Here is a 13,148-nt window from a genome sequence, read left to right as displayed (position 1 = left end):
TAGGGCAGCTAGTATATCACATGCGTGATGTGCTGGCTGCCCTGTCTTTTTTGAAACCTATCGTTCATTAAGGAATTACAGTAAAGCTCCAGCTCTGATTCGCAGAACCCGATTCCGGCCACTGTTTGTTTAATGCTCCGTCAGCCGTGCTGCCGGCATCAAGGCCAAGCACTTTGTTGCTGCCTGCATTTTTTAGCTTGTAGTAACCCCCGCCTAAATTAACGAGCTGCCATAATTGGCTCTCGAAGCTGCTTGCCGTTTTAATAACGTTATTTGCGCCGTCCGCTTTAGAAGATCCGTACGGCTGCTGCTCGATTGCCGAGCCGGTTGCGGTCGAATGAACGGCAACCGTTATCGCTTTATTCGAGTTTCCGTTCACCATGGAGTAAAACTGCAGCGGAGAAGCTACAGGAGGGGCGCTCCATGTGCCGTTTACAGGATCAAGGAACCATTGCGTAAGCCCGTTGATCGTAAGTTTATCATTGCTGTCGAAGGTGACGGGATACCAGTTGTTGCGTCCAAGCTGAGTGCTTCCCATCGTGCCGTTGCCGTTTTTCATATTGTTCCAGCGGTCGCCGATAAACAGATAAACGGTGCCTTGCGCACCTTGAATCGGGAGCACTTGATCCACTTGATTATCGAAGGAATTAGCAGAGTTAGGGCTTGTTGCGCATGAACTGCCTCCAGACCAAGGGCCAGCCAGATTGGAAGCCGAGTAGCAGTACGTTTCCGTTGATGTCCAGCCGTCTGTTCTCGAAGCCAAGAGCATATATTTGGAGCCTTTTTTGAATAGAGTGGACGCTTCCTTTTTAGGAGCGTTGGTCGGGATAAAGTTATGCGGAATGGTGAACATTTGCTGTTCGATGCTCAAAAAGTTCGGCGCGAGCTTGCTAACGCGGATCGCGCTGTTTATATTTCCGTTGTAGTCGTCGGAATAAGTAATGTACGTGCTGCCGTCGCTGTCGGTGTAAATGGAACCGAGGTCGCCCATTCCCCAGCCGGCTGGTTTAGCAATATGCTTCTCGTACGTAAACGGTCCAGTCACCGAATCGCTTGTAAAAATCGTTAATTTATTCCGGCTGCCGTCCTGGTCTCCGTTTCCCCATTCAGCCATCAACACATATTTGTCCAATACGCCGTTATACTTGACTACCGGTCTTCCTACCCACTGACTATGAGCGAAGCGGCCCGTCGTTGAATCATTATCCGCATCAAGCTTAGCGTTAATAGTATCAAAATCGACAATGTCCTTATGCGGCGTCCAATTAACAAAATCGGTCGACGTGTATACGTTAATTTGTTTGTGGCCTTTTACAGAAAAGTCCATGCCGTACCAGTAAAACGTAGTTCCTTCTTGCATCATCCAGCCGCCTTGCGACCAGATCGGATTACCGGACGTATCCGTTCTTTCCGCATTATTTACGATTAGACCTGACGCGGCATGAGCCTGTTGAGCCCATACCAGCATTGCCGTGAACATAATTAGCGATGCTGTAAACACGGACATTGCTTTCTTCAGCCCGTTGGGGAATGTAACGTTTGACATAAATGAGGTCACCTCTCCTTAAACCATTTTGTTGCTCAAGCACTTATTTTTCTTTATGCCTCCTTTCAGAATTGAATATAAAGCGCTTTCACTGACCTTCAGATTACTACAGAATTCGACAAATTTAATAGCTAGCAGATCAACGAAATATAAACATTCGTTTCACTGAGCACTCATCATCGTTTTTTTTATGTCTAGACATCTTTGCGAAACCTTCACATAAGGTTGATTTAGGTCAAACAAATCTCCTGCACAATACAAGCATCGGAAGTCTAGACATCAATGGGCCGTCATCAACCGATCGATTGCACTTTCCAAGGAGGGTTACACAGAATGAAACGTAAATTGATCCAGGTTATGGCTGCAGGAGCATCGGCAGCGGTGCTGCTGGCTAGCTGCGGAGCGGAAAACGCGGCAACGAATGAGTCTTCGAATTCAGGCAGCAGCCCGGCGACAGAGACAAAAATGAAGCTCAACCTGGCTACTGCAGGCGACACCAATATGACCGAGCTGCAGGAAAAAAACGTCATTCCCGAGCTTGAAAAAGTGTATCCCGATGCGGATGTGAATGTGGTTGGCACCGGTCCGGGAGACGCCGGCTCCCAGAAAATTTTTGAAAAGCTGAAGGCTCAGAAGGATGCAGGCAAAGAGGAATGGGATATCGACGTTGCTATCGTCCACCAGAGCGTGATGAAATCGATGATCGAAAACGATTTGCTAGAGAAGTGGGTCCCGCAATCTGCGAATAAAACCAGCGTTGTGTCCGCCGACAGCAAAAACAGCCTCGGCACGGACGTTGACGGTTACGTCATTCCGCTCTATCACAGCCAGGTGGCTATTGCCTACAACCCGGACAAGGTTAAAGAAGCGCCGCAAAACTTTGACGATCTGGAAAAATGGATTCAAGCCAATCCGAAGCGCTTCGGCTATAACGGCATCAAAAACGGGATGAGCGGCGTCGCATTTGCAACCGCGTACACGTATGCCAAATCCGGAGATTACAAAACGCTGACCGAAGGACCGTACGATGCCGAGCTGGAGAAAAAATGGCCGGAAATCATGAAACAGCTTAAATCGCTGCCGGTTATTTACACAAACGGCAACAATGGCACGCTGGATATGCTGAACCGCGGCGAGATCGACATGGGGCCGGTATGGGTCGATATGTTCTACCAATGGGTCGCTGACGGCCGCCTTAATCCTAATCTTGCGCTGGAGGTGCCGGAGCCGGGCCTGCCAGGCCAGCCGCTTTATGTAGTCATTCCGAAAAATGCGAAAAATAAGGAAGCGGCGCTCAAATACGCTGATTTCCTTACCTCACCTGCAATCCAGGCTAAAGTGATCGTAGAAGCGTTCAGCTGGTATCCGGGCATCAATGCCGAGGACGTGCTGCCTCAAGTAAGCGAAGAGGGCAAACAGAAGCTGTTTAAATACGTGACAGCGGAAGACCTCAACGAGCGCAGCCAATCGCTGCCGCTTGGCGATTACTTCAAAAATCTGCAAGCCGCCTACGAGAAAAACTGAAGCCGGGAGGTTGGAGAATGTGCCGAACCTAAATACAGCGGCTACTGCCAAAGGCGCGTCCTCTTCCGTGATCCGTTTCTTGGCGGGGGTTCTCATGATCGCACCCGCCACCCTCGTCGTAATCGGATTGTTCCTGTATCCGTTCGCCGGCTCCCTCATCGGGAGCTTTCGAACGGAGGCGGGAAAGTGGACGTTTACCAATTATGCCTACGTAATTGAAACCTATTACATGGATCTATTGTTTACGATCTTTATCTGTCTCATCAGCCTTGTGCTTGTGCTGGCGCTTGCCTCTCTGCTGGCGGGCTGGCTGCGCTTGAAGGCAGATCCGTTCGTCGAGTTTTTGTTTAAAATCCCGCTGTTTGTGCCGTTTGTCGTTGTCGGCCATGCGATGCGCGTGTTTTTAGCACCGCACGGCACGCTGAACTCGCTGCTTGCCGCAACCGGACTGTTCAATCCAGACAGCTTGCCGGGAGTCGCCTTTTCGACGCTGGGCCTAATTGCAGCGCTCGTCTGGAAAAACATCGGCTTGACGCTTTTGCTCGTTATGGGAGCGTTCAGAGGCATTAATTCCAGTTATTTGGAGGCGGCGCGCAATTCCGGAGCAGGGGGCTTCCGTCTTATCAAGGATATGATGATTCCAATGTCGTGGGGCACAATTAGCGTCGCTGGCATCCTCACGTTTACATCCATGATCGGCAACTTCTCCATCCCGGCGATGCTCGGCGATGCAGGAGGCAGCCAGATGCTGATGATCGACCTGTATTACGAGCTCATTTACCGCCAGGACACCGGTGCGGCCAACGCCCTTGGCGTAATCTCATACCTCGCATCGCTCGGAGCGGCGATTTACTACGTGAAAAAGGTGGCTAAATCATGAGCGCTGGCGTGGAATTGAACCGTCCGTCCAGCCCTTCAGGAGGGTTTGGCGGAAACATCGGCCGTTTGGCCGTCCGTCTTGTCATTTATGCGTTTTCGATTTTTGTTATTTTAGGTCCCCTATCAAGCCTGATTCTCTGGTCGTTTGCGGAAAAATGGTTCTGGCCCAATACGCTTCCGCAGGAGTGGGGGCTTCAATACTGGTCGCGGGTGCTGGAAGGGAAGATGGCGGAAGCGCTGACGGTTAGCTTTGGCATTGCGCTGCTCGTTACCGTCCTTTGCATTGTGCTCTGTGTGCCGCTCGCTTATATGATTGCCCGTTACCGCATCCCGGCGAAGCCGGTGCTGCTGTTGATCTTTTTGCTGCCGCAAGCGTTTCCGCAGCTGCCGGTGTTCACCAATGCGATGGAGCTGATGTACCGCTGGGATCTGGTCGGCACGCTGACCGGAGTGACGCTCATTCATCTTGTCGGAGCGCTTGTTTTTTCCGTCTGGACGATGGTATCGGTGTTTCAGAGCATTTCCGTTTCGCTGGAAGAGGCGGCCGTCAATCTGGGGGCTTCACGCATCCGCACCTTTTTCACCGTTACGCTGCCGATCGCCGTTCCTGGCATTATTGCCTCGTCCTTGCTCGTATTCCTCTATTCCTTGGATGAGTTCACGGGCAGCCTGCTGATCGGCTCGCCGTTTATTACAACGATGCCTGTCTACATGTATAACTCCGCTATGGGATATGAAATGCAAACCGCATCGGTAACGGGATTGCTGTTGATGATTCCCGGCATCATCTTGCTGCTGCTCATGCAGCGGTTCATGAAATCCGAATATATGGCTGCCTTCGGGAGGGGATAACGATGGAGATATGCCTGGATCAGGTAAGCAAGCAGTACGGCAGCAGCCGCGGTATCGATAATATTACTTTGTCCCTGCCGCAGGGCGGCTTGACGGCAATCGTAGGCCCGAGCGGCTGCGGCAAAACGACGCTGCTGCGCGCGCTGGCTGGATTTCACGACATCGACTCCGGCACGATGCGCTTCGGCGACCGCGATGTGACCCGTGCGCCTTCCCGCGACAGGGGAGCGACGATGGTATTTCAAAACTATGCGTTATGGCCGCATATGTCGGTGTTTGATAATGTGGCGTACGGACTGAAGCTGCGCAAAATGAGCCGGACGATGATCGAGCAAAAGGTTCATGACGTGCTCACGCGGGTTGAAATTCCGACTCATGATATTAAGACTCGCAAGCCGCAGCAGTACTCTGGCGGCCAGCAGCAGCGCATTGCGCTGGCAAGAGCGCTCGTACTGGAGCCGAATCTGCTGCTGATGGATGAGCCATTGTCCAATCTGGACGCTAAGGTGAGGTCGAGGCTGCGGGTAGAAATTCGCGCCATCCAGCAATCGTTTGGCATTACCGCTCTGTACGTGACGCATGATCAGGAAGAGGCGCTCTCGATGGCCGATTTTGTCGTCATCATGAAGGACGGGCGGATTGAGCAGGCCGGCAAGCCGCAGGAGGTTTATTACAAGCCGCAGACGCTGTTTGCCGCGCAGTTCATGGGCGAAAGCCATACGCTGAACGTGCTGAGAGACGGCAAGCCGATGCAGCTTGTGCTCCGTTCGGAAAATATCCGCCTGCAGCCGGACCAGATAGCGGCGCAGCTGTTCAGCGAATATCCTGCAGTGGCATATAAGGACGGCTGGTACAGCTTCCATGCAGAAATTGGCGCGCCGCTGTTTATCGGCTCCACTTACCGTTATATGGCGGCGGTGCAAGGCCAAACCTTTTTTGTCGATGCCGAGGAGCTTTATCCGCCAGGCACATACCTCGCCGCCGTTCCGGCCGAACGGGCTTATTGGTTCGAAGCGGTTTTTTCTCAAACATCTAAAGATAACACCTGAATCTAAAAAGAATGTCCATCCTCCCCTTTTATCCATAAGAGCTATAATGGCAACGAAAAGCAACCATAGGCTTAAGGAGAAGGGGATCGATCATGTTATTATTTGTCATTGATGCCGGTACGACAACAAGCCGAATTCGGTTAACGGACGGAAAGAACGTGCTCGCATCTGCCAAACGCCAAGTAGGAGCGAGAGATGTTGCGATAACAGGCGATAAACGAGTATTGGAGCAAGCGTTGAAGGAATGCGTGGATGAACTGCTGCTGGAAAACCGGTTATCATTGGCGCAAATTGATGCGGTTTTCGCATCCGGCATGATTTCTTCCAATATGGGCTTATATGAAATTCCGCATCTCGAAGCGCCTGTAAATTTGGAGCAGCTAGCTTCCAAGCTGGTCGTACAATCTTTTCCGGGTCTATCGGATAAGCCGGTTATTTTTATTCCGGGCGTCAAGACAGGGTTCGATGCTGTTACCGAATTGGAAGACAAGGATATGATGCGGGGAGAAGAGGCCGAGATTTTCGGGTACTTAAACAGCCTTGGCGAGAATAAAAACGACGATATCCTATTTATGCATTACGGGTCGCATCATAAATGTATTCAGTTAATCCATGGCGGTATTACAAAATGCCGAACGTCTATCACTGGGGAATTAATGACAGCCGTCGCGCAGCATACGATTTTGAAGAGCAGTCTGCTGCCGCTGGAGGAGGTCGTTCCTGAGATCGAATGGGTGAAAAAGGGATTGCATGTGGCCCACAGATCGGGCTTCGGAAGAGTGTTGTTTTCCACGCGAGTGCTGGATACGATGGAACAACGAAGCAGTCAAGAGGTTTCGAGTTTGTTTTTAGGAGCTCTGCTGTCCCTTGATTTAAAGCTCGTAGAGGAAATGATAACAGAGCAGACAAACCGGATTGTGCTATACGGAAAAGCCTTATTTCCATCCGTGTTTGAACCTGTATTGCGAGAGGTTTATCCCGAGTTGCAGGTAGAAGTCATTTCGGAGGAAATCTCCGATCTGTTAAGCGCCGAGGGAGCAGCCTCTATTTATCAGCAATATGCGAAGTGAACGGCAAAACCCGCAGGAAAGCCCTGCGGGTTTTTAATTTAAGAGGTAAACTGCGCGCGGTATTCGCTCGGAGTCATCTGCAGCTGCTGGCGGAATAACTTGCGAAAATAAGTGACGTCATTGTAACCGACCTCATCCGATATTTCGCCGATAGGTTTGGCCGTCTCCCTTAACAGCCGCTGGGCTTCCGTCAACCGATGGCGCGTCAAAAATTCCGTAAAACCCTGGCCGATCTCTTTTTTAAATAAATGACTGAAATAGGCGCTGTTAAGTCCGATCTGTCCCGCCACTTCTCTAATACTGATATCTTGGGCATAATGCGCCGCGATATATCTTTTTGCCTTTTTAATTTCATCGCGCGTCCGCAGCCCCTTGAACCCTTGGCGAATAAGCTTCTCCAGATGGTGCGTAAAGTCCCCATACCAGCTCAGAAAATCATCCAGAGTTTCCAGCTCGTGAATTTGTTCAAACGGACTAAACGGCTGCAAAGGCGCCTTTTTCTGTGAAGCTCCATATTTTTTGTAAAGCTGCAGCCAAGGGAGAACCCATCCGATAAAAGCCGCTTTGAATTCTCCGGGAGGGCAAGCCTCATCCGATTTAATCCGCTCGATGCAGGCAATTACGTTTGAACGGACTTTTTCAAAGGCAAACGTCTCTAGCTCCGCCGAGATTTCATTTTCCTTCACGAGTAATGCCGATTTAGCCGCCAGCTGATTCTGGTCATTTGCATAAAAATGGACGCAGCCCGGGCCGCGGTAAAATTTTTGCTCGAGAGCAGCGATGCTTTGAGAATAACAGGTATAAAACTGAGCAAAACAGTTCATTTGGTTACTGATTCCAATGGACACGGAATAATTCAAAAACCAGAGCAGAGATTGCTGAATCCGTTTGGCCAGGAGCAGAACGGTCTCCCGGATCCATGTATCGTTGACGTTCAAAACGGCGAGAAATCCGTCTTCCTCCAGTTCAACCGCGTCCGCAAGAGCTGCTCCGCTCAGCACTTCCTCCACAATGTTAATCACCGAAACCTTTAATAAATGACCGCATAATTTAGGCGCGTTGCTTGGCTTGCTGTAGGGGCGATCGCCGCGAATTATCATGATGAGCTGATTGCCCCGGCAAATACGCAGCTTTACGGAAGACTCGGCCTTGAGCCATTGATGTTTATCCCGAACGGCAATTCGATAAAAGTTTTCCTTGAGTACGGCCTGCTCAGGATAGGACCATTCATGTGTAACCATGGCGCCGCTCATCCCCTACAACCGATTGTAAGTTGCGGTTATATAGCCCATTTTCATCGATACCCGGTCTGTCGCTTCAATTAGAATGGCGGATAACTCGTGTTCCCTTTGGGGCAAATTCATGTCGGATAAAGGCCCGGAAATGCTGATTCCTCCCACAACCTGACCGGATCTTCCTTTTACCGGAGCCGCAATACAGGCTCTGCCGAGAGCTAATTCCTCGTGTTCTACCGCATAACCGTTTCTGCGCACCTCGTCCAGCTGACCGAACAATATCCCTGAATCCGTAATCGTTTTTTTCGTGTAGGAAGGCAAACCTTCTTCCTCGATTATCGCTTCGGCGTTGACCCTGTCCGAATAGGCTAAAAGCACTTTTCCGATTCCTGTGCAATGCAGCGGATTTCTCCGCCCGATCATCGTGTACATTCGAGGTGACTTATGGCTGTCCACATGGGCCAAATAAAACATTTGACCGCCATACAGCACCGCCAGATTTGCGCCGAGTCCCAGCTTGCTTTCTAATTCATGGAGCTCGGGCAACGCCTGTTTTCTAATTTCATAATTGTTGAGGGCTATGCCGCCTAGTGAAACAATTTCCGGGCCGAGCCGGTAAAATCCGCTCATTCCGTCCTTTTCGACGTAGCCTAAAGAGACCATCGTCGTTAATAACCTCGAAACATTGCTTTGCGTAAGACCGAGCTTTTTGGCAAAATCAATCCCTCTCAGCTCAGGCTGTTCGTCCGAAAAGCAAGATAAAATGGCGAGCGCCCGGGTGACGCTCTGGGTTAACATCGTTGCGGCTTGATCCTGTTTCATCTATTCACCTCGTATGGTCCGATATAAAAATACTACACGGATTATGTGAAAATCTTCATCGTTGTAATAGTGACATTCATATTATAGAATCTTATTGCGCGATATGTAAATGTATAATCGAAAGGAGAGCGCTGTTCGATGAAAATTAAAAGCATCGAGATCTTTCCGCTAAAGATCCGTCAAGGTCCCGTATATTTGGGCAGCTCCAGCGGTTTAAGGAAGGATAGCGACTATTACGTCCGACCTGAATACCGCTCCATCTATTCCCGCAATTTAGAAACTCTGCTTGTGAAAATTACAACCGAATGCGGAATTTACGGCTGGGGAGAAGCGCTTGCGCCTGTCGCTCCGGAAGTAACCGGAGAAATTATAGACAAATTGTTCACTCCTTTTTTAATTGGCCAGGACGCAAGAAACATCGATGTCATTTGGAGCAAGCTTTATGACTCGATGCGCGAACGGGGTTATTTTTCCGGATTTATGGTGGATGCCATAACCGCTGTGGATGTAGCTCTTTGGGATATCCTCGGAAAATCGGTTCAATTGCCGGTGTATCAGCTTTTAGGCGGAGCTTACCGCGACCGGATTCCCGCCTATGTTTCCGGAATTCCCAAGGATACAAGGGAAGAGAGAATCAAGCTGGCGCTAGAGTGGAAAGCCAAAGGCTTCAACGCCATTAAGCTCCATTTGGGCTACGGAGTCCGCGAGGATGCGGAAATAGCCGCTTATATGCGCGAGGCTTTGGGCAGCAGCTTCCGGCTGATGATTGACGTTCACTGGAGCTATACCGTGCCGGAAGCCATTCAGCTGGGACGCAAATTGGAAAAACTGGACATTGAATTTCTCGAGGCGCCGACGGCCCCTGAAGATATCGACGGGACAGCGGAGGTCAGCAGAGCGCTCGATATGGCTGTGGCGACCGGTGAAGCCAAGCGTACCCGATACCAGTTTAAGGACAGGCTTATGAAAAGAGCATGCGATATTTTGCAGCCGGATCTTGGGCGCGTCGGCATCACCGAAATGAAAAAAATCGCCACGATGGCGGAAGCGTTCAACACTCCGATTGCTCCGCATCTCAGCGTCGGTTTGGGAGTTTGTATCGCCGCTTCCATTCATAGCAGCGCGAACATCCCGAATTTCTTGATTTTGGAATATCAGCCGACCGTAATGGAAGTCGCCAATAAACTCCTAAAGCAGCCTCTTGTTTGTGAAAACGGATTTTATGAGCTTCCCGAGGGTCCCGGCCTCGGTGTGGAAATAGATGAAGATCAGCTGCGCAGCATGATGAATCGTTAACGAACACTTACAGACATGGAGGATCAGCTTATGAGCGCAAACAAGGTGAAATTGGAAGGTGTATACCCGATCCTGGCAACGCCTTTTACGGATAGCGGAGAAGTGGATGAGGGCAGTCTGCGCGAGCTTGTCCGTTTCCAGCTGCATGCTAAAGTGGACGGCATTGCTTTATTCGGTATGGCAAGCGAAATGTACACGTTACTGGACGACGAGAAGGCTGCAATTGCGGAAATTGTGGTTGACGAGGTAAAAGGGCAGGTGCCTCTCGTATTTGGCAGCGGTCATACCGGGCTGGAGACGGCCGTCCAATTAAGCAAGCGTGCAGAAAAAGCCGGAGCGGACGCGCTTATGGTGCTGCCTCCCTATATGGCAAAGCCGGACGGAGCCAGATTGTACGATTATTTTGCAGCCGTTGCCCAGGCCGTCGAGGTTCCAATTATGATTCAAGACGCCCCGCTGGCGAGCGGAGTGAATATGCCGGCTGCGCTTTTGGCGCGCCTTTCCAAGGAGTTCGAGAATATCTCCTATGTCAAGGTAGAGGCTCCGCCAACTGCGCCGAAGGTATCCGAGGTGCTGGAGCAGTCGGACGGCCGTCTGACCGTGTTCGGCGGGATGAACGGATTATATTTTTATGAGGAGTTAGCTAGAGGCGCTGTAGGTACGATGCCTGCCTGCGAATTCCCGGAAGTTTGCGTAAAAATCTACCAGGCATTTAAAGCAGGCGATTTCGATACGGCACGCAGAACCTTCTATCAATACTTGCCGTTTATGAGAATTGGAACATTGCCGGGTTATGCGATGGCCGTCCATAAAGAGGTGTTGAAAGCGGGAGGAGTCATTGAGTCGGCATATGTCCGCAATCCGAACGCGCCTATCGACGACAGAATCCGCAAGGAAGTGTTTGATACGTTGAAGGATCTCGATCTGCTGGCGCTGAAGTGGAAGCAGGCTCAGCGGGCATGAACCGGGAGCAGGGCATCGAGCTTATCGAACAAACACGCCTGATCGCGATCGCCAGGGGCGTACAAGAAGCTCATATCACCGCCCTTGCGAATGCGCTGTTAAACGGAGGCGTACGTGTCATGGAGATCACCTTGAATACACCCGGCGCAATGGATATGATCGGCAATTTGCAGCAAACCCACGGCGATCGGATGTACATCGGAGCGGGTACAGTTCTGGATTTGGACGATGCCAGAAGGGCGGTTACTGGCGGCGCAAAATTTCTCGTTACCCCTAATATGGATGAAACGGTAATTCGTTTTGCAGTATCCGAAGGCATTCCGATTTTCCCGGGGGCGATGACGCCGACCGAAATTGTAAAGGCTTGGAAAGCAGGGGCGGCCGCCGTTAAAGTTTTTCCGGGCGCAAGCCTGGGAATCGGTTATCTGAAGGAGCTGCAGGGACCGCTTAGCGATGTTCCGATGATTGCTGTGGGCGGAGTTAACGAGCGGAACGTCGGGCAGTTTTTGCAGACAGGCTGCGCAGCGGTTGGGGTTGGCGGATCATTAATCAATCTGGAGCAAATTCATCAAGGAAATTATGCTTGGGTGACGGAAAAAGCGAGCTTGTTTTTGGAAGCAAGTACAAAAATCTAGTTTACGGAACCCGGTAATTTTGCAGGCTGCTCTTAGTTGAGCGGCTTTTTTTTTGTGAAGAATGATTCAAGCTGGTGCTGGAGCCGAAGCCCGGCGTGCCTGCTGCGGTTATTTGTATCGTCACAGTTGAAGAAGGACGGTTGCTAGGGGTAAAATGGACGGAGAGCGAGCCATAAAGGAACGCCGCAGTCCATAATGCGAAGGAGGAATCCGCATGTTAATCACGACTACGCCTACAATTGAGGGGCGGCCGATTCGGGAGTACGCTGGAATTGTGAACGGGGAAGCTATCATGGGGGCGAATGTTGTCCGCGATTTTCTGGCCTCAATCACGGATGTGGTAGGCGGGCGTTCTGGCGCATATGAGGATAAGCTCAAACAGGATCGAGATATTGCCATCGAGGAGATGCGGCGTCAAGCGTCGAGCCTTGGAGCTAATGCTATTGTCGGCGTGGATCTGGATTACGAGGTCGTTCGGGAAGGCATGCTGATGGTTACTTGCAGCGGGACTGCGGTTATGATCTAATGGATTTCCTGTACCGGATCGCCGAGGACAAAATCCGGGAGGCGCAGCAGCGGGGCGAGTTCCGGGACTTGAAGGGCAAGGGCAAACCGCTGGAATTGGACGACTTGTCCCATGTTCCGGAAGAGCTGAGAGCCGGTTACCGCATGCTCAAAAATGCCGGCATGATTCCCGAGGAGGTTCAGCTTTCACGGGACATTGCCAGCCTGAACGGGCTGCTTGCCGCATGCCGGGATGAGGGGGAGCGCAGCAGCCTTAACAAGGAGCTGTCTGTGAAGCGGCTGAGGCTGCAATCTCTTTCCGGCTCGCGCGGATGGGATCACCTCGCTGCATATGCCGAGTACGAAGACAAAATTAGAGATAAGCTGGAAGGGGAAACATCCCGTTGAACAAATTGCAAAGCACGGATGAGCTGCTGAAGAGGCTTCAGCAAGGAGAAAACATTAATTTGGTCGATGTGCGCGAGGACGACGAGTGGGAGGACGGCCATATCCCGCAAGCCCGCCACGTCGCCATGTCCCGGCTGCAGGACAGCATGGATGAGCTGCAGGCCGACAGCGGCACGATTTGGCTCATTTGCCGGAGCGGCGCGCGCAGCGGCAGAGTCAGCGATTATTTGAACGCAATCGGGTACGATGCGGTCAATGTTGAGGGCGGCATGCTCGCATGGGAAGGCGAGGTTGTGCAGGGCCGTTAACTCTCATTCGGACATAAGAGAGCTGTAGGTCCGCAGCAGCGGTTATAACTGCGGACT

Annotated in this window: 14 protein-coding genes; 11 read left to right on the top strand and 3 right to left on the bottom strand. The window is 51.2% G+C overall.

Going from position 1 to position 13,148, the window contains the following annotated elements:
• Window positions 1-67: 67 nt before the first annotated feature.
• Window positions 68-1,546 carry an RICIN domain-containing protein gene (locus M3223_RS00980; RefSeq protein ID WP_251558071.1) on the bottom strand — a complete coding sequence of 493 codons (1,479 nt, stop codon included), beginning with the start codon at window positions 1,544-1,546 and terminating at the stop codon, window positions 68-70.
• 333 nt (window positions 1,547-1,879) lie between these two features.
• Here M3223_RS00980 and M3223_RS00975 point away from each other — a divergent pair, with 333 nt between their 5' ends.
• The 5 genes from M3223_RS00975 (at window position 1,880) to M3223_RS00955 (ending at window position 6,920) form a co-directional block, all read left to right on the top strand.
• The gene (locus M3223_RS00975; protein ID WP_251558069.1) at window positions 1,880-3,070 is read left to right on the top strand and encodes an extracellular solute-binding protein; all 1,191 of its coding nucleotides are present in this window, start codon (window positions 1,880-1,882) and stop codon (window positions 3,068-3,070) included.
• A gap of 19 nt (window positions 3,071-3,089) precedes the next feature.
• A complete protein-coding gene (locus M3223_RS00970) occupies window positions 3,090-3,950 on the top strand; it encodes an ABC transporter permease (protein WP_251558067.1) in 861 nt (286 codons plus the stop codon).
• The gene (locus tag M3223_RS00965; RefSeq protein ID WP_251558065.1) at window positions 3,947-4,801 is read left to right on the top strand and encodes an ABC transporter permease; all 855 of its coding nucleotides are present in this window, start codon (window positions 3,947-3,949) and stop codon (window positions 4,799-4,801) included. The genes M3223_RS00970 and M3223_RS00965 overlap by 4 nt, the downstream gene beginning before the upstream one ends.
• 2 nt (window positions 4,802-4,803) lie before the next feature.
• Window positions 4,804-5,850: an ABC transporter ATP-binding protein gene (locus M3223_RS00960; RefSeq protein WP_251558063.1), complete on the top strand. Its 1,047-nt coding sequence runs from the start codon at window positions 4,804-4,806 to the stop codon at window positions 5,848-5,850.
• 92 nt (window positions 5,851-5,942) lie between these two features.
• Window positions 5,943-6,920 carry a 2-dehydro-3-deoxygalactonokinase gene (locus M3223_RS00955; protein ID WP_251558061.1) on the top strand — a complete coding sequence of 326 codons (978 nt, stop codon included), beginning with the start codon at window positions 5,943-5,945 and terminating at the stop codon, window positions 6,918-6,920.
• Window positions 6,921-6,958: 38 nt separating this feature from the next.
• Here the strand turns inward: M3223_RS00955 and M3223_RS00950 are convergent, their stop codons facing one another.
• Together M3223_RS00950 and M3223_RS00945 are read right to left on the bottom strand one after the other, a co-directional pair.
• Window positions 6,959-8,161: a helix-turn-helix domain-containing protein gene (locus M3223_RS00950; RefSeq protein ID WP_251558059.1), complete on the bottom strand. Its 1,203-nt coding sequence runs from the start codon at window positions 8,159-8,161 to the stop codon at window positions 6,959-6,961.
• A gap of 15 nt (window positions 8,162-8,176) precedes the next feature.
• Complete coding sequence (locus M3223_RS00945; RefSeq protein WP_251558057.1) at window positions 8,177-8,977, bottom strand: IclR family transcriptional regulator; 801 nt, start codon at window positions 8,975-8,977, stop codon at window positions 8,177-8,179.
• 138 nt (window positions 8,978-9,115) lie between these two features.
• On the opposite strand from M3223_RS00945, the gene M3223_RS00940 reads away from it, so the two are divergent.
• From M3223_RS00940 to M3223_RS00915, 6 genes are all read left to right on the top strand, one after another.
• Window positions 9,116-10,273, top strand: a complete 1,158-nt coding sequence (locus tag M3223_RS00940) for a mandelate racemase/muconate lactonizing enzyme family protein (protein ID WP_251558055.1) — start codon at window positions 9,116-9,118, stop codon at window positions 10,271-10,273.
• A 30-nt stretch (window positions 10,274-10,303) separates the two neighbouring features.
• Window positions 10,304-11,236, top strand: coding sequence for a dihydrodipicolinate synthase family protein (locus M3223_RS00935; protein WP_251558053.1), 933 nt, complete (start codon window positions 10,304-10,306; stop codon window positions 11,234-11,236).
• Window positions 11,233-11,871 (top strand): bifunctional 4-hydroxy-2-oxoglutarate aldolase/2-dehydro-3-deoxy-phosphogluconate aldolase, encoded by a 639-nt coding sequence (locus M3223_RS00930; RefSeq protein WP_251558051.1) that lies wholly within the window; start codon window positions 11,233-11,235, stop codon window positions 11,869-11,871. Before M3223_RS00935 ends, M3223_RS00930 begins: the two co-directional genes overlap by 4 nt.
• 214 nt (window positions 11,872-12,085) lie before the next feature.
• Complete coding sequence (locus M3223_RS00925) at window positions 12,086-12,397, top strand: YbjQ family protein (protein WP_251558049.1); 312 nt, start codon at window positions 12,086-12,088, stop codon at window positions 12,395-12,397.
• Window positions 12,397-12,783 carry a DnaJ family domain-containing protein gene (locus M3223_RS00920; RefSeq protein ID WP_251558047.1) on the top strand — a complete coding sequence of 129 codons (387 nt, stop codon included), beginning with the start codon at window positions 12,397-12,399 and terminating at the stop codon, window positions 12,781-12,783. The genes M3223_RS00925 and M3223_RS00920 overlap by 1 nt, the downstream gene beginning before the upstream one ends.
• Window positions 12,780-13,091: a rhodanese-like domain-containing protein gene (locus M3223_RS00915; RefSeq protein ID WP_251558045.1), complete on the top strand. Its 312-nt coding sequence runs from the start codon at window positions 12,780-12,782 to the stop codon at window positions 13,089-13,091. The genes M3223_RS00920 and M3223_RS00915 overlap by 4 nt, the downstream gene beginning before the upstream one ends.
• The last annotated feature ends 57 nt before the right edge of the window (window positions 13,092-13,148 follow it).

Origin of the sequence: Paenibacillus pasadenensis (genome assembly GCF_023715725.1) — a bacterium.
GTDB lineage: Bacteria > Bacillota > Bacilli > Paenibacillales > Paenibacillaceae > Paenibacillus_O > Paenibacillus_O pasadenensis_A.
This window is presented reverse-complemented; position numbering and strand designations above follow the sequence as displayed.